The organism is Paenibacillus sp. FSL K6-2862, assembly GCF_038005125.1.
Classification (GTDB): domain Bacteria; phylum Bacillota; class Bacilli; order Paenibacillales; family Paenibacillaceae; genus Paenibacillus; species Paenibacillus illinoisensis_A.
This window is the reverse complement of record NZ_JBBOSN010000001.1, coordinates 3,455,284-3,472,456: the sequence shown is the minus strand read 5'-3', so window position 1 is coordinate 3,472,456 and position 17,173 is coordinate 3,455,284. Positions and strand designations below refer to the sequence as shown.

General features: G+C 43.1%; 15 protein-coding genes and 1 pseudogene. 8 read left to right on the top strand and 8 right to left on the bottom strand.

From position 1 onward, the window contains the following. Nucleotides 1-114 precede the first annotated feature (114 nt). Nucleotides 115-753, top strand: a pseudogene (locus tag MHB82_RS15765) (TauD/TfdA dioxygenase family protein); the annotation flags it as partial. 187 nt (nt 754-940) lie between these two features. Here MHB82_RS15765 and MHB82_RS15760 read toward each other — a convergent pair. Next, nucleotides 941-1,513: a TetR/AcrR family transcriptional regulator gene (locus tag MHB82_RS15760; RefSeq protein WP_255247805.1), complete on the bottom strand. Its 573-nt coding sequence runs from the start codon at nt 1,511-1,513 to the stop codon at nt 941-943. Between the two features lie 179 nt (nt 1,514-1,692). On the opposite strand from MHB82_RS15760, the gene MHB82_RS15755 reads away from it, so the two are divergent. Next, a complete protein-coding gene (locus MHB82_RS15755) occupies nt 1,693-2,715 on the top strand; it encodes an aldo/keto reductase (RefSeq protein WP_095357889.1) in 1,023 nt (340 codons plus the stop codon). A 394-nt stretch (nt 2,716-3,109) separates the two neighbouring features. Here MHB82_RS15755 and MHB82_RS15750 read toward each other — a convergent pair whose 3' ends face one another. Continuing rightward, nucleotides 3,110-4,027: an MmyB family transcriptional regulator gene (locus MHB82_RS15750; RefSeq protein ID WP_341175222.1), complete on the bottom strand. Its 918-nt coding sequence runs from the start codon at nt 4,025-4,027 to the stop codon at nt 3,110-3,112. A gap of 114 nt (nt 4,028-4,141) precedes the next feature. Between MHB82_RS15750 and MHB82_RS15745 the strand changes: the two genes are divergently transcribed. Then, complete coding sequence (locus MHB82_RS15745) at nt 4,142-5,071, top strand: zinc-binding dehydrogenase (RefSeq protein WP_341175221.1); 930 nt, start codon at nt 4,142-4,144, stop codon at nt 5,069-5,071. Nucleotides 5,072-5,854: 783 nt separating this feature from the next. On the opposite strand, the gene MHB82_RS15740 is transcribed toward MHB82_RS15745, so the two are convergent. Beyond that, complete coding sequence (locus MHB82_RS15740; RefSeq protein ID WP_341175220.1) at nt 5,855-6,919, bottom strand: GntR family transcriptional regulator; 1,065 nt, start codon at nt 6,917-6,919, stop codon at nt 5,855-5,857. Between the two features lie 263 nt (nt 6,920-7,182). On the opposite strand from MHB82_RS15740, the gene MHB82_RS15735 reads away from it, so the two are divergent. From MHB82_RS15735 to MHB82_RS15720, 4 genes are all read left to right on the top strand, one after another. Then, nucleotides 7,183-8,520, top strand: a complete 1,338-nt coding sequence (locus tag MHB82_RS15735) for an ABC transporter substrate-binding protein (protein ID WP_095357893.1) — start codon at nt 7,183-7,185, stop codon at nt 8,518-8,520. Between the two features lie 84 nt (nt 8,521-8,604). Continuing rightward, nucleotides 8,605-9,501: a carbohydrate ABC transporter permease gene (locus tag MHB82_RS15730; protein ID WP_095357894.1), complete on the top strand. Its 897-nt coding sequence runs from the start codon at nt 8,605-8,607 to the stop codon at nt 9,499-9,501. A gap of 31 nt (nt 9,502-9,532) precedes the next feature. Next, nucleotides 9,533-10,351 carry a carbohydrate ABC transporter permease gene (locus MHB82_RS15725; protein ID WP_375335080.1) on the top strand — a complete coding sequence of 273 codons (819 nt, stop codon included), beginning with the start codon at nt 9,533-9,535 and terminating at the stop codon, nt 10,349-10,351. 28 nt (nt 10,352-10,379) lie between these two features. After that, on the top strand, nt 10,380-11,363 hold the full coding sequence (locus MHB82_RS15720; protein WP_341175219.1) for a glycoside hydrolase family 43 protein: 984 nt from the start codon (nt 10,380-10,382) through the stop codon (nt 11,361-11,363). Between the two features lie 243 nt (nt 11,364-11,606). Here MHB82_RS15720 and MHB82_RS15715 read toward each other — a convergent pair whose 3' ends face one another. From MHB82_RS15715 to MHB82_RS15695, 5 genes are all read right to left on the bottom strand, one after another. Then, nucleotides 11,607-12,077 carry a DinB family protein gene (locus tag MHB82_RS15715; RefSeq protein ID WP_341175218.1) on the bottom strand — a complete coding sequence of 157 codons (471 nt, stop codon included), beginning with the start codon at nt 12,075-12,077 and terminating at the stop codon, nt 11,607-11,609. Between the two features lie 101 nt (nt 12,078-12,178). Next, a complete protein-coding gene (locus tag MHB82_RS15710) occupies nt 12,179-12,760 on the bottom strand; it encodes a TetR/AcrR family transcriptional regulator (protein WP_110757649.1) in 582 nt (193 codons plus the stop codon). Next, on the bottom strand, nt 12,757-13,218 hold the full coding sequence (locus MHB82_RS15705) for a nuclear transport factor 2 family protein (RefSeq protein ID WP_110757647.1): 462 nt from the start codon (nt 13,216-13,218) through the stop codon (nt 12,757-12,759). Before MHB82_RS15705 ends, MHB82_RS15710 begins: the two co-directional genes overlap by 4 nt. 508 nt (nt 13,219-13,726) lie before the next feature. After that, nucleotides 13,727-15,106 (bottom strand): sugar phosphate nucleotidyltransferase, encoded by a 1,380-nt coding sequence (locus MHB82_RS15700; protein ID WP_341175217.1) that lies wholly within the window; start codon nt 15,104-15,106, stop codon nt 13,727-13,729. An 11-nt stretch (nt 15,107-15,117) separates the two neighbouring features. Continuing rightward, nucleotides 15,118-15,933 carry a DUF6492 family protein gene (locus tag MHB82_RS15695; RefSeq protein WP_341175216.1) on the bottom strand — a complete coding sequence of 272 codons (816 nt, stop codon included), beginning with the start codon at nt 15,931-15,933 and terminating at the stop codon, nt 15,118-15,120. 197 nt (nt 15,934-16,130) lie between these two features. Between MHB82_RS15695 and MHB82_RS15690 the strand changes: the two genes are divergently transcribed. Then, nucleotides 16,131-16,892, top strand: coding sequence for a YheC/YheD family protein (locus tag MHB82_RS15690; protein ID WP_341175215.1), 762 nt, complete (start codon nt 16,131-16,133; stop codon nt 16,890-16,892). Nucleotides 16,893-17,173 lie beyond the last annotated feature (281 nt).

The following is a 17,173-nucleotide window of genomic DNA, read 5'->3' as shown; positions in this document are numbered from 1 at the left end:
AACCAGAATGCGTTAATCTCATTGACTTCCATGGGAGGTCACTTACGAACTTTCGCCCGTTAAATTCATTATCCAGAATAAGATAATTTTATTTATTAACCCCTGATAAATTGCGCATGCCTTTGGGGAGAACTTGAGAATCATCCGTTCCTACCAAAGGGTGCGGCAGCGGAGTTTACCCGTTTCGAGAAAGATGCGAATATGAAGGGGCAGGAGAACAACTGGCATGCGGATGTCACTTGGCGTCTTGAGCCTTCCATGGGTGCCGTTCTTCGCTTGTCCGAGGTGCCGCCGCAAGGCGGGGATACGGTGTGGGCGGATATGGGCGCTGCTTATGACAACCTTCCGGATGAGGTGAAGGAGCGCATTGACGGGCTGTAGGCCATTCACGGTTTCACGCCAACCTTCGGACGGTCAATGCCGCCTGAGCTGCTGGCACAGAAGCAGGCGGAATTCCCTGCAGCCGAACATCCGGTTGTTCGCACGCATCCGGAGACGGGGCGGAAAACCCTGTTTGTTAATCGGGTATTTACGACCCGAATTGTTGGCCTGGATGAGAAGGAAGGAGAGGAGCTGCTCCAGTACCTGTTCCGTCAGGCAGAAATTCCAGAATACCAAGTGCGCTTCCATTGGGAGAAAAATTCAATTGCGCTGTGGGCTAACCGTTCGACCCAGCATTACGCTTCTTCCGGTTATTATCCAAACCGTCGCATAGCGGAACGGATTTCCATTATTGGTGACCGTCCTTATTAATTATATACTTAGGCCAGGCTTGGCTATTATAGCGTTCTATAAACAGTGGAAGCACGTACATAGAGCAACATGGATTCAGCATCTGCAGTGCTTAAAATGCTACATTCTTAAAGTCATTAATAATGAGAGCACCAGTTCAAAAAGTGAACTGGTGCTCTTCAAATTTGAAATTCCTCAATAATCCTCATTAAACAAGACACGGAGATTTGCGGATAAATCCGGTTAATATCCTCGCTATATCTTCTGGTGGAAATGCACGATTTGTCATAAACCAGTGCTGAATAATTCCAAACTGTGCATTTCCTAAATAAGCAATTGCATAGTCAGAAAACATATAGGCTGGATCTTTTGTTAAATTTTCAAACATTCGTGTGCCCACCAAATATTGGAGTCGCTCTCTTAATTCAGTTGGAGCTCCCGAACAAATTAGTGTTTTAAAGAAGTTAGCATGAACATGCAAGTACTGAAAGGCTTTCGTGATTGGAGGGTAAGCTGCATTATCGTACTCGTGGCTCATTAACTCTTGAATATTGATGGGTTCGAATACACGTAATAATCCCTGAACAAACTCAGTTTCCTCTATCAGATGAAAAATATCATTAAAATGCAAATAAAATGTTCCTCGATTAATTCCTGCTATTTTACAAAGGTTTTTAACGGACAACCCCTTAATACCTTCATTTTCTAATATAAATATCAATGCATTCTCCATTAGTGTGCGACTACGGATCACTCTCATATCAGTACTATTTTTGATCACTATTTTTCTCCTAGTCTGAAATTGTATATATTTGTGAACAATTTTCACGTCGTGTCTATTAATCAACACGTAGCCTTTTGTGTTTATTGATCATCCAATAATGTCAAATTATAATAGGTTCTACAGCTTTAATCAACATGTGTTTATTATTTTAAGCTGACTACATTTAGGAGGGTACCATGGAATATCGATATCTTGGGAAGACAGGTACAAAAGTTAGTGCGTTTTCATTAGGCGGATCAAGTTTTGGAACAAGAGCAAGCGAAGATGAGAGCATAAAAATCATTGATGAAGCTTTAGACTTCGGAATCAACTTGATTGATACATCTAATATCTACGGAAAAGGGGAATCAGAGCGTATTATCGGTAAAGCGATTAAGAATAAACGGCAGAATGTCATAGTAGCTTCTAAATTTGGAGCGGAAGCTGCTGATAAAATAAACCAAAATGGTGCATCACGAGGATGGATACGAACCGCTGTTGAACAAAGCCTGTTACGTTTACAAACCGACTATATAGATCTTTATCAACTTCATCTTCCTTTTGAATTCGTTGCTTACGAAGAGATTCTAGTGACATTAAACGACTTGGTGAAAGAAGGGAAAATTCATCATATCGGAACTTCAAATCATCTGGGATGGCAAATTGTTCACGCACAAAACAGTAGCGATCGATTTCATATTCAACGTTTCGTAAGCGAGCAAACGCCATATTCTATGATTAATCGAAGAATGGAGTTTGAACTTGCTGAGATAGCAAAGCTTTATGAACTATCTCTGTTTGTGTACAGCCCCTTATCTGGTGGCCTACTAACTGGAAAATACAAAGCTGGTCAGGCTGCACAGAGCGGTTCACGTGCTGCTGCATTAAAAGGCTATGCAGATACATTAGATCCCGAATTGGCTGAAAATGAATATAAGTTTAAGGTCATTGAGAAGTTGCAGCAACTGGCAAATGAAGTGGGGATTTCATTAGCGGACATGGCGATTGCTTTTACGCAAAGTCATCCGTTTGTCACATCAACCCTGTGGGGACCACGTACCATAGGTCAATTACAAGCCTATATCTCTGGGTCTAAGGTGAAACTCGATACAAATGTGTTGGATGCTATCGATGCCATTAATCCACCGGGCAAACGTATTGACGATAAAGAACAAAGCTGGACTCCTGAGTGGATGAGCACTGAACGGCGAAGACGTTAAATTGATTAAGAGACCGGGAAACGCAAGATTAACCAAAATACGACTAGTCGTTGACTTACTTTCAATTCCCTGGCTGTCGCTGTCTAATCTAGCTCAATCATAAACAAGTATGGGGGATTGATCGGATGATCACTTATGGATCAAACGACTCGAATTTTGTACGAGTTTTCTCAACAAGCCACTTCTCAAGTTTGCCAGGTTAGTTAATTGTGTGGGGTAGAAAAAAGAAAGCAAGCTGGCGGCATTTCTTGCACGGCTTGCTATTTGTGTCCTTCAATATATTAGGAATTGCATCTATTCTTGTCTTGAGCTAATGCGTACGTTCCCTCTCCCTCTTTCCTGCTTGGCCTTCCCAAGCTACGAACAGTTTTACCTGTTCAAATCGCCATTTACATCATACGTAGCGCCAACTTTTAAATGAGCAATCGGTAGCACAACCCCAAGCAGCAAACACTTGCCGTGCGGATTCATCCGCCGGTACAAAGAATTCGATTCGCGGGTAAGCTTGATAGGTCACAGCAAGGTGTAGTTGGTTATACCGTATAGGTTTACGTTCTGCTGAGCATGGCTGCCTTGCGAGGAAATGTTTCGCCGTAGTTAAATCCTGCTCAACCGTCCATGCCTCTCTATTCCAAAACTCGTGCAGCTCTGGATATTTCTCCATCATCCTATGAAAACGCGCATACTTAGGGTCAACAAATAGAGCTGGGTGGTGGCTCTTAAAGGCTTGAATGCCAACAATTCCATGGGATTCCCAGCGGGCCTGCGACTTCTCGTCAAATGAAGAAGCTGCTCGGATAGGCATATCCTCATTGAAGTGAAGATCAATCATATTAGGCGGATTAGAGGCAAAATAGAAATCGGTCAGACCAAACAAGTTACAGAAAGCCTCATTAAATCCGACGATATCCAGCACATCGGTCACGATCATCCCCGGATAAGGCAACTGATGCAGCATGGATCTGGCTTGGTCCAGAACCCTGTCCAATTGTCGGCCAGATAAGGGAAGGGGAATCGGCACATAACCTGCGGATAGAAGCAGATCATTCCGTTCTTCGCCAGTGCAATCCAAATAATTCGCGATGTCCATAAGGGTTTTACGATCAGGCAAGCGCCGTGAACGTCCTGTCAGCAAGTTTTTGTATGTGCCGCAAGCCTCATCATTCAATTCCTGTTGGGTAAATCGCTTCTTGTTCTGGATCTGGGAGGCAATCTTACCCGGGTTCTGTTGCCGCTGTATCCGAAGCCGTTCTATCGTGTCTAGTACACGCTTTAATTCAGCAGCACTACTAGCTTGATTCGATGTCGTCACGGTGTTCTCCCCTTTCAAAAAACAGGTGTAGTTCTGCACTTGGGAAATGAGATTGTTGTGAATATACTACATACTATACCAATTCACCAGGCGTTGAAAAAAGGGGGAATGATTATGATACGTGCGATTTTTGTCAACCCGCACAACAAAAATCCGTTCACTATTCAGGAAGTCGAAACACCGCAAGCACAACCTTGGGAGACCATCGTGGAAGTTAAAGCCTTCTCGCTTAATCGCGGCGAAATCGTCGATGCAATCCAGCGCCAGGAAACGAGCAGGCCCGGCTGGGATTTCTCCGGTGTTGTACGGCAGGAGGCCTTAAACGGGGTCGGCCCAAAGAAAGGAAGCCGTGTAGTCGGTTTATTGCTAACGGGAGCCTGGGCGGAGCAAATCGCGGTACCTGCCCTGACTCTCGCAGAAATTCCAGACGAGATCACCTTCGAACAAGCTGCTAGCTTACCAGTTGCCGGCCTCTCGGCTCTATACGCCTTGCGTAAAGGAGGACTCTTGCTAGGCAAGCGAGTGTTAATTACAGGTTCAACCGGAGGGGTCGGTGCATTCGCTCATCAATTGGGTGCCTTATCTGGTGCTTATTCAATCGGCGTTGCACGTTCCGAGTCCAAGGCCAAGCAAGCTATGGCTTTTGGCGCAGATGAAGTCCTTGTTGGGGAAGACGTGACGAAAGCCATCGCCACGAATGGCCCGTATGATTTTATCATCGATTCCGTTGGCGGAGATACACTTGCGGCTCTTTTCCCACAGTTGATCCCACAAGGCGTCTGCGTATCCCTGGGTCATTCTTCTTCAGATACCTCTTCTTTGCACATGATCGGTTTAGGCGGAAGGACGTTGTATAGCTTTTTTCTCGGTGAAGAAATGAACCGCCATGCGCCTTCGCAAGATCTTGCCATGCTCACTCGGTTGGTTGGAGCAGGGAAATTGCAGACGGGTATCGCGGTGCAAGAATCCTGGGAGCAGATTGATTCCGTGGCACGTCAATTAATCAATCGCGATTTTACAGGCAAAGCTGTGCTTACGATCTAAATATGAACCTTGTAGTAAACCTCTACTCCAAGAAGACCGCATAAGTAACAGTTTTCAATAGCAGAAACCATGACAACAACAGCACGGATGAGTTGGACAGCCTTAACATACGGAGTAGCATATTCTGACCTCCACCTCATGGCCAGGTGATGAAGGATTGTGGGAGCGAAGACTTTGTGAGGCATGGGAGGGTTCATGAGTTAAGTTCAAATTTAAGGTAATATTTATGTAGTAATACACAATGAACACACTAAAAAAAGGGTTATACACAACCGGAAAGGTTAGTGAAACAAGAGGGAATCTCTACGCAAAGAAACCACTCCTTAAACATCGGGAGTGGTTTTTGTCTATATACTAATGTAGATTCTGTGGTCAAACTGTATTTTGTGTTTTAGATGTATTACGGTGAACCGTATCATAAATAAGCGCAAGTTTTTTGCGAGGTTCCTTGCGAGGCATGGATTGGTATATATGTGTGCAGATTTCGGGCCATGGTAACGCTGAAAAGGTACATAGGCTATCGCGTTTTGAGTGGTGCATCCTCGTCACATCCCACGGATGGAAGAGGGCTTCGTGAATGGAGGAGACACTCCGAGGCTGGGAAAGAAAAGTGTCAGGAGTGTCGCGGCTGGAAGCGAACGTGCTTTTGACGGCACATTCGCTTCTTTCGCTATTCTTGGTCTATGATGTTTCCCAGTGTTGGGCGTGTTATTGTGGCGAGAAACTAGAGCGAACTGCCATTCTTCCCGCAACAGCTCCGCCATGGCTGCAACTTTTGCCGTGTCAAGGGAAGATGAGTTGCACGGGAATGACGGCGTTCTTAGGAGAATAAATATCTTCCATTTGTTCACGTAACAGCTTTACGGCTGTTCGTGCCATTTCCTGTTCATCCTGCTGTACATAAGCTACGCCAGAAAGATGTGGATTATCGAAAGATAGCAAATCGATATTGGAGTGATCGTTCAGACGACGGATAGCGGCCGATGTAAGGCGTGCGGTTTCTTCAGTCAAGGAGAAGACTGCCGAAATTTCGCTGTGTTCCTGCAAGAAGTCGCTTACATAGTCCAATGCTTGCTCGCCGCGTAGAATGTCGAGAGGGATGTGACACCACAAGCTCTTGTCAATCGAGATGCCTTGATCTGTGTATGCCTGCTCGAAGCCGAGCGTGCGATCCTCGACGGCTGTATTGGCATTTTCAGGTGAGATGAGCGCAATCTGCTGATGACCCTTGGATAGCAAATGGGAGACAGCCTTGTACGCGCCGCCGTAATTGTCGGAAGTAATGGTGTACGTCTCAATGTTTCGCAGATAACGGTCGATGAACACACACGGGAATTTATCGAGCGACAGACGCAGTAATGATTCGTTGTATTTCTCATCTTCTGTCGGAAAAACGATCAGCCCCTTCACACCAAGCTCCGTCAGTGTACGAATGACGTTTGATTCAATAGAGGAGGACTCGCGCGTGATGCTAAGTATCATGCTGAGACCGGCTTCATGCAGGAATTGTTCCGTGTAATCAACGAGCTTCTGAATGACACGGGTCCTCATCGTCGGAATGATGAAGCCGATGAGCGGCATGGAGGACGCGGTGCATGGGGATGGCAGAGAATTGATGCTGGAAACAACGAGACTAGAAGATACGAAAGAGCCTTTGCCTTGTACGCGTATAATCAATCCTTCGTCAGCTAGTAGGGTTAGGGCGTTCCTGACGGTTATTTTACTTACTCTGAATTCGTCCATTAGTTCTTGCTCAGAAGGAATGCGGTCCGTTGGCCGAAGCCGCCCTGATTTAATTTTCTGTAGAATATCTTCTCGAATTTGTTTGTAGAGCGCCAGCTTTTTCAAAAAGTTGCATCTCCCCATAAACTTTATGATTTTATAATCAATTGGTTATATAAAGCATATTTCATCTATATTATAATACGGCATGTAAAGCGCTTACAATATGGAATCTGAGAAAATGTTGCGAAGGGGTCTTTTCTTTAAACGGTTAGAATTTATGTTAAGGATGGTGGTGCCAAGGTGGATTGAACCCGCTTAAATTAACAGATCTAACTAGTCAGCCGACTTTTCAAATGCATAACCAAAAAAGAGAGGATGACGAACAAATGAAAAAACGCAGTACTTTAATTTCCATCGTTACAGTCCTTATTATGTCGCTTGTTTTTACAGCATGTGGTACACCTTCTGATTCAAAAACGGAAACACAGCAATTAGGCGCTAATGCCGGTGAGAATGCAACGGAATTGTCATTTTGGACCTTCGTAGATTTGCACGGCAAGCATTTGGATAAAATGCTGGGGTTATGGAACCAAGAGAACCCAGACAAACAGATTAAGTTGAATGTAACGGTTATGCCTTACGACGATATGCACAACAAGCTCTTATTGGCAGTTACAAGCGGAAAAGGTGCTCCTGATATCGCGGATATCGAGCTGGGTCAATTCCCTAAATTCTTGGAAGGTGACAACGTTCCACTGGAATCTTTGAATGATGTATTTGCACCATACAAAGACGTTGTTGTTCCTTCACGTGTGGAGATTTACTCCAAAGCCGACCAGGTTTATGGCTTTGATTATCACGTAGGTGCTACGCTTGCTTTCTACAACACTGAAATTCTGGAACAAGCAGGTGTTGACTACAAGACAATCAAAACTTGGGAAGATTACAAACAAGCAGGTATCAAGGTTTATGAAAAGACTGGCAAGTACTTAGGTACTGCTGATACATCAGCTACTTGGCAAGCATCGCTGCTGCTAGCTCAACAAAACGCTGATTTTACAGATGAAAATGGTAATCCAAAAGTGAACTCGCCTGAAATGATTAAAGCGTATGAAATGTTAGTCGATCTGCAGAAGAACAATGTTATTCATACGATCCCTGGCGGTCAACCCGACACAGAAGAAGCAAAAGGCGAATACAACAAAGGCAACTACGCGAGCGCATTGATGCCTGAGTGGTACATGTCCCGCTTTGTAAATGAAATGAAGGACCTTAAAGGGAAGTATGCAATTGCTCCATTGCCTGTATTTGAAGAAGGTAATCCTCGTTCTGTTGGCTTAGGCGGTACTGGCACAGTTGTTACTAAGAATGGTAAAGACGTTCAGTTGGCCAAAGAATTTGTAGCCTTTGCCAAGCTTTCGAAAGAAGCTACGACTGAAATCTGGAATACACTTGGATTTGACCCAATCAACATGGAGGTATGGCAAGATGATGCAGTAACGAAAAACCCTGATAATGAATACGTCCAATACTTTAAAACAAATGCATTTGATACTTTGAATGAAATCAAGGACGAAATTAGAGCGATCAAGTCCGTTAAAGCTTCACCGACCATCGGCAATATATTCAATACGGTTACCTTGAATGCTATCTTTGAAGATGGCCAAGACGTGAAGGAAGCGCTGGATGAAGCACAAGAAGCAATCGAACAAGAATTGAAATAAATATAATAAGTAAATGATTTGATTAAACCTGTCGGCAGGTATAGTAGTCGGCAGGTTTAACCATAGTCAAGGGAGATTGAGAATATGATAAAGAAATTTGTATACTCTCAAAAGGTTGCGCCTTATGTTTTTGTATTGCCATTTATACTCATATTTTTGTTATTCTGGTTATATCCGCTTGTAAATTCATTCATAATGAGCTTTCAAGATAAGATGTTGGGACAGGATCCTAAATGGATTGGTGAAGCGAATTATTCGAAATTACTTACAGATAAAGTGTTTTTGACGTCGATTAAAAATAGCGTTGTTTACATGTTAGGAACCTTAGTGCTATTAATTCCCTTTCCCATGTTATTCGCCGTTATGATCAACAGTAAGTTAATGCTGGGAAGAGAGTTTTTTAAATCTTCGTTCTTTCTCCCTGCATTGACATCTGTCGCAGTTGCGGGTACCATTTTCCGCCTTACATTTGGTGAAATGGAAGGTTCATTAATGAACAGTTTCCTAGGTCTATTTGGTGTAGAGCCTATTAAATTCCTGAAAGACGGAGAATGGAGTATGGCAGCACTGTTAATCCTCGCATGTTGGAGATGGACAGGTGTTAATATGCTTTACTATCTATCCGGTTTGAAAAGCATTGACAATGAATATTATGAGGCTGCTTCAATTGACGGGGCATCTGCTTGGCAGAAGTTTAGAACGATCACAATGCCATTATTGAAGCCGACCACGGTATATGTTACGACAATTAGTGTTTATGCAGGTTTAGCCATGTTTACCGAGAGCCTGATGATGTTTAACGGTAACAATTCACCCAAAAATATTGGCTTAACCATTGTTGGATTTTTGTATAGACAAGGGATTGAGAAGAATAAGCTGGGTTACGCAGCTGCAGTTGGGATCATTCTGTTAGTCATTGCTATGATTATCAATTTAACGCAGTTGAAATTTAGTGGAATGTTCAAAAAGGAGGAGGATTAAAGTGGGCAAAAGCCAGACGAGGAATAATTCTATTTCCAGAATAGTAATTATTTGTTTGTTTATTATACTATTCGTTATAATTATGATTCCATTCTATGCAGTGGCCCTATCTTCCTTTAAACCAGGTGAATCATTAATTAGATATGGTCTTAACCTAAGTTTGGATTTTAGTATCATGAGTTTTGACAATTTCATCTATCTGTTTACTGGAGAACATGATTATTTTGTATGGTTTTGGAACAGTATGACTTTAACCATCGTTCAAGTGGTTCTAACACTTTTTGTAAGCGCATTTGTTGGATATGGTTTCGCAGCATATGATTTTAAGGGTAAGAACTTCCTCTTTATATGTGTTTTGCTCATTATGATGGTGCCTTTCGAAATACTGCTGGTTCCTTTGTACAGCCTGATTAATGATTTGAAAATGGTGAATAGCTATTCAGCAATCATTCTTCCAGGTGTAGCCAATGCCGCGACGATATTTTTCTTTAGGCAATATCTAAGAAGCATACCCAAAGAGATTATTCAATCCGGGCGGGTTGATGGCGCAAACGAATATGCGATTTATTTCAGACTAATTATGCCGATTATGAAGCCATCTTTTGCAGCAATGGCCATTCTGAATGGTATGAATAGCTGGAATAATCTGTTGTGGCCATTCATGGTGCTCGGAGATCAGAGTAAATTCACACTTCCAATCGGTTTGAAAACGTTGTTAACTCCTTATGGCAATAACTATGACCTATTGATCGTAGGCTCCTTCTTCTCCATCATTCCAATTTTCATACTGTTTATTGCCTTCCAGAAATATTTCATAGACGGTATGACAGCAGGTGCTGTTAAAGGGTAGTGTATATTATGATGAAGCAGGTGATAAGATGGAAATCCAACAAAGATCGTTACACGACATTCAACCATTAATTGAGCAGAGAGCTGATCCTTTTATTTACCGACATTCGGATGGACATTATTATTTCGTAGCATCTGTCCCTGAGTATGATCGGATTGAAATCCGTAGAGCCCAGAGCCTTGAGGGGCTTGTTACTTCAACTCCTGTAGTGATCTGGAGAAAGCGCGAGACTGGTATCCTTAGTGCCAATATCTGGGCGCCTGAACTGCATTTTATTGATGACAAATGGTACGTATATTTCGCTGCCGCACACACGACGGATACGAATGAAGGCTTGTTCGACCATCGGATGTATGTGCTAGAGAATGAACATGCCAATCCGCTAGAAGGCAGTTGGACGGAAAGAGGACAGATTCGCACCGCGTGGGAAACCTTCGCCCTCGATGCTACTACCTTTGAGCATAATGGCAGCCGTTATTACGTATGGGCACAAAAGGATCCGAATATCGAAGGCAACTCTAATCTGTATATATCTAAAATGAGCAATCCGTGGACGTTGACTGGGCCGCAAACGATGATTTCGATGCCGGAATATGACTGGGAGATCATTGGTTATAGAGTGAACGAAGGCGCGGCATTTCTTCGCAAGGGTAATCGGGTATTCCTCTCTTATTCGGCTAGCGCCACTGATTTTAATTATTGCATGGGCCTGCTTGAAGCCGATGCGGATGCTGATTTGCTCGATGCCGCCTCATGGCGCAAGTCGCAGTCAGCGGTTTTATCGACAGATGAGAGCATCTCGATGTATGGTCCCGGTCATAATTCCTTCACGGTGTCAGAGACCGACGAAAAGACGCTATTTGTGTTCCATGCAAGAACGTACAAGAAAGTTATAGGAGATCCGCTGTACGATCCGAATCGCCATACATTTGTGACGGAGCTTTTGTGGACGGCTGACGGCAGACCCGATTTCCGCGGTTCGGTTGCAGCACTTGCACGTTCTGTGCAGTGAATAAGTGTCCCAATAAGGTTGGTTGATGAATTTAAGTTCGTTTATCGAACTAGCCAAAGAGAGACAGTAAGAACAACGAAGGCACCCAAATGGGTGCCTTTACTTTCGCTCTACAGATAAGTCCAAGGAATCACGTTGGCGACCCTGTTGCAGGTTAGGGAGAGTGCTGTAATTCTAGTTGTCTAGGGACAAGAACTTGTACCGATTGCCAGAATGGTCGATTTAGCTAATTCTTTATTAATTCTAACTGTCAATTATGCTCTTGATATTTTTAATGGTTGCAAAGTGCATTGCTTCATGGTAAATCAGAAAACCCAGTAATTGTTCTACATTTGTAAAGATAAGTCCTGTAGAAGACTTGTAATGAGGATTGATTTCTTCTTTCAATTTGCTTGAAAGTACCGATTCAACCCTTGCAATTTGTTCAGTTAACAAGTCGATTATTTGAGACAACGTTGGAGGCTCTATATTCCAGTCAGAGGGTTTAGTTCCTGGATCAAACAACTTACTAAAATTAGCAGGATATGTGGTTTCTTGCCCAGTAAGTTGGAAAGCGAACTTCTCATGTATAACATACATGTGGCCTAGATTCCATTTTATATTGTTTGTCAAACCTGTTGGAATGATTTCCGAGTCGGGGTCATTTATATTCCTCACGTATTCAACTGCCTGACGGCGAACAAATCCCAATTGATCTGTGACAACATTGCTCATGATATTGACCTCCCGTAAAGTCGCTAATGAAATCGTTAAGAAAAATCACTTGTTTCTTGGGTGAAGAAATTCCGCGAGTCTTACAAAAAAACTCTTTTGAGTCAGTGAGCAGAGTTGCTTTTAGAAACATAAGTTGAGACTCGTTGTGACAGATTTGCCAGCGAACGTTCAAAATAGGATTCATCATGAAGTGCTCTACTCAGAATTAATCCCCCCTGAATACTGCCAATCGTTTCCTCTGAAATCTGGTCAGCAGCTTCTTTAGAAATGCCTGTTCGAACTAGTGCCGCACTTAATGCTTCAATCCATCTAATAAAATACTGCCGAATTACTGCAGCGAATCGATCTCTTGTTTCGTCCAAAGCGAATGCACCAATAAGGCATATACGCTGTCCGGATTGAAAATAAGTATTGACCTCTTGCCACATATGATCAATGGCTGCCTGGGGTTCATTCTGTTCGAGCGGCTCAAAAATGTTCTTGATAAACCATTGATCAATATGAGCAAGAATTTCAGCAGCCATCTCATCTTTTCCACCCGGAAAGAAATAATATAAGCTTCCTTTAGATAAACGCGTCCGGGCTGTAATTTTACTCAAAGATGCTCCCTCATAACCTAATTCACGAAATACCTCAGTAATGAGAGGGATGACATCAGATTTTTCAAAAACAGTCCGCGTCATAGGTTTAACTCACTTAGGCTTGGATGGTCAGCGGGACGCGTACCGAGAGGCCAATGGAACTTTCGTTCCTCTTCCTTAATTGGCATGTCATTAATCGAAGCAAATCGACGTTGCATTAAGCCGTCTTCAGCGAATTCCCAATTCTCGTTTCCATACGATCTGAACCAATTGCCACTATCATCACGCCATTCATATGCGAATCTAACGGCAATACGGTTATCCGTAAATGACCAAAGCTCCTTAATGAGGCGGTAGTCCAATTCTTTAGCCCATTTTCTAGTTAGTAAAGCAACAATTGCTGGGCGGCCTGTTATAAATTCGCTCCGATTTCTCCAATAACAATCCTCAGTATACACAAGAGAGACGCGCTGAGGGTCGCGGCTATTCCAGCTGTCTTCGGCCATACGCGTTTTTTGGATTGCTGTCTCAAGAGTGAATGGGGGAGTTAAATTATTCATTACATTTTCCTCACTTTCTGTACTGTTTGTATTAGTATAAACCGATCGGTTTATAAATGCAAGTTTACATCCCAAATATAATACCAATTTCGAATCAGATAGGTTTAGCTGATAAACATAAAGTCTTGAAGTTGACTATTCCGTTGAACTACATAGTCGAACTGAATAGAGGGGAGCGGATATGAAGCATAAATTGTTGCCTTTGTCGAAACCGTGCATTACATTCTATTAGTATTCTTGGCTGATAGGCGAGCATCGGATTAACGACTTCAAACAAGTAATGATGATCTTCCAGAAAACGAGTAACAGGAAGATGGTAATGTCCTGTTGATTCCAAAATGATCATAGGTTGGTGATCCGTTTGCTCCTCGAGTAAGCTTTAAGAACGTATGAAAAGCTTTATCGTCCTTCACGAGTGCGAAGGACGATAAAGCCCTTTCCGTAAGGCTTACCTTTGTCTAGAAAGCATAAGGAGTCGCCATATGGGCGGCTTTTTCTTCATCTTGCATTAGTCCGGTGATTTATAAGATCCTGCAAGCTCAATCATTACCTTCCAATCCTCTGCTTTATAAGGCATGCTTACCTCATTCTCCGGTACGCCAAGCTGGACCTCAAGAATTACCATCCTGGTTTCGGCCAGAATAGAAAAGAGGCTATTCAAGGTAATCGCAAACTGATTGCCTGTGGTCACCTGCCTGATCTGCCCGTTAATAAGCACCTGCCCACTGCCTGAAATGACAGTCCATGCTCGGCACCCTAATCGATGCTTGCGTAATCCGATATGTTTGCCAGGCAAAAGCGTCATATTTAATGTGGTTACGGTTGTATTTTCGTCTTCTACCGCTCTCTCCATGACGCGATAGCTGCCCCAAGTTGCCTCGACGTACATCGGTTGCAGTGGAATACTGCCCAATTGCTCTTTAATTTCATTTGAATCTTTTTTGTTGGCTATGAGAATTCCGTCCGGACTTGCGACAGTGATAATACCTGGGACTCCGATGACGTGGATCGGGTAGGGGAGCTCGTTAACGATGTAGGAATCCGGGGAAGATTCGGATATTCTGCCGTGTCCCAATACATTGGAATCCAACTGATCACACAGAGCATCCCAGCTCCCGATATCCTGCCATACACCCTCATATGGCAGTACAACAGCCCGTTGCGATTGTTCAGCAACTTGTTTGTCAAAACTGCGTTCAGGCAACTGTTCATACAGGGTTAACAATTGTTCGTAATGAACCGGAAGGCCATTTTTTTCAATATGGGACAACATAAACGCAAGAGAGAAGGCATACACCCCGCAGTTCCACAATGCGCCATGCTGTAGCAGGGTTTCAGCGACATCCAATTCAGGTTTCTCTATGAATTGTGTAACCGGTGCATAACCATTAGGTTCTTTTTTTCCTGGCAGGATGTATCCATATTGTTCTGAAGCGTATGTGGGCCTTGTCCCAATTAAAATGATATCGGCATGACTCTGTTTCAATATTTCCGGAAGTAATTTGAAGCTCCTGAAAAAGTTCTCGTCTGCGAACACATCCGCTGGCGCGATACAAATCATATCGTCAGGTTCAGCCGCTCCGTAGGATTTCAGATACAAGCTCGCCAAGGCAGCTGCAGTAAAAGTCCCACGCTTAAAAGGTTCTCCAATGACGGGTATCTTGCCTTTGGTATGACGGGTGGTAATGTCGGTCTGGTTCTGATGTGAAATAATGAGCGTTGAGTCGAGTAGGTCTGAGCTGTCAAGCTGGCGGCATACTCTGCTGATCATGGATTCTCTTCCGCCTCCAGGTGACGGAAGTATATCCACGAACAGCTTGGAGCGAAGCTCATTGGACAGCGGCCAAATCCTTTTGCCTGCGCCGCCACATAGCAGTACGATATGCATTGGCTTCCTCCTTAAACTCGGGGAGTTTTGCTATAGATTTTACGTTTGTGAAAGGAAAGAGATCGGTATTTAAGCGCAAAATTGCGAATTTGTTGTTCTTTTAACGAAGAAGCATTCATGTTGAGACTTTTATTCATGGAACTCTTTAGGATTATGCTGGCCGGGTTTTTCGAATACATAAAATTGGCATAGGTTTCATACTCTGAGAACCCAAACTGCTTCTTCTTATTGATAGTTGAGATAATCGCTTTGTACCATGGCAGCTGATGGATCGTTTCAATTTTCTTCTTCAGAGCAGAGAGTTTCGATTTTTCGAACAGCATATAATGGGTGACAAAAGAGCGTGGGCGCGGCGCTTTCATGCCTAACAGCTTGCGGTAGGTGTTGAAATATTCTGGCTGACTCCAGTCGCGACAGTAAAATACCGTCTTATTTTCAACAATAAATGAATGAGGTTTAATGAGCACCGTATCCGCATCCATCACCAGAAAGTGCTTCGCTCTCACAATGTGATCCCCGTTCATTTTAAGCAGTTGTTGATATAACCAGCCTGAGCGGTCCCAGCGGGATGATTGATAGTGTATATCGTTTTTGGTGATAGGCAGGACTGACTGCTCGTTAACAAAAATGCAGTGTTTGCGGGAACAAAGGTTTCTGATTTTGTTGCTGGTCGGGGAAACAATATAAATCTGTCCAATCGGGTGCCGCACATAACGACGAATGCTATCGATAACTTGAGGAAGAGTGCTCAAATCTTTTTCGATTGCAGGTATAAGAACATCGATCATAGGCGCACGATTTAACTTTATTTCATGCTGAACTGGCATCTTCTCAACTCCTTGGACAAATGGTTACATCTTGTTCATGATATGTGTGCAAAATTGGTTTGGTCAGGGCATGTGCGAATATACCATTTTTACGAACAAGGGCATTTGTTTAGGGTAGTTTTATCGGTATTACATATACTGCATGATCTTGATGAAACATCAGGGTTGGATTCATTTGTTGAAGGGAGAAGTGTTATATGGGGGTGGATAGATTGAAGCCGTTAAGAAGCAAATGGTTGAAAACAAAAGTGATCCTCAATAATGGTTTTATCAAACCATTTATACCTGATACGCAGCGATATAACAAAACCAACCTGTGGTCCATGATCAGCAGATACGGTATGGTTTATATTAAACCCGAGATTGGCACTTACGGAATGGGTGTCATAAAGGCGGAGATGGTGAGTCATCAGAATTTTGCCTATCAGATTGAACAAAAACGACTGTCGTTTGACAATTTTGACTCGTTCCATGAAAGTCTTGTACGTCTGGTAAATAAAAGAAGCTATCTCATTCAGAGAGGAATCAATCTGCTTAAGCACAACAAGAGGCGTTTTGATATAAGAGTCATGATACAGTTAAGTCCCGACAATCAGTGGGAGGCTACGGGAATCATCGGCCGACTCGGTCATCCGAAAAAAATCGTGACCAATTATCACAGCGGTGGTAAACCAATGGATGTTCACAGACTGCTGGAATCTCATGCATCCCTGAAACGCAGAAATGAACTCATCCAGGAGATGAATGAGCTTGGATTACGTATTGCACGCCACATGAAGAAAAAATACCCGTACCTTAAGCAAATCGGCGTGGATATTGGTCTGGACCGGAGTTTGAAACCCTGGATTATTGAGGTGAACGTCAAACCGGACCCTTATATTTTCAACCAATTAAAGGACAAGACAATGTATCGAAGGGTGATAAAATACTTCCGCCATGCTGCTAAAAAAACAAAATAACGCTTCTCTTTTAATCATAACAATATCACCCAGCTTTAGTGACTAACGGATGGGTTCACGACACCACAGCTTAACGACCTTCCTCACCAGCCGTAAGAATAGTATAAAACGCCGTAACAAAATGTTCATTACGCTGTGGTGCCCCGAGAGGGGCATGGATGACTACGGGCAGGTTAGTTTAATGTATTGTGTTTGAGTAATTCGTAAACCGAGTTAAATATATTGCTAGCATCTTAAATTCCGACGATGATAAGACCTTTTGTAACTGGACATTAAACAAC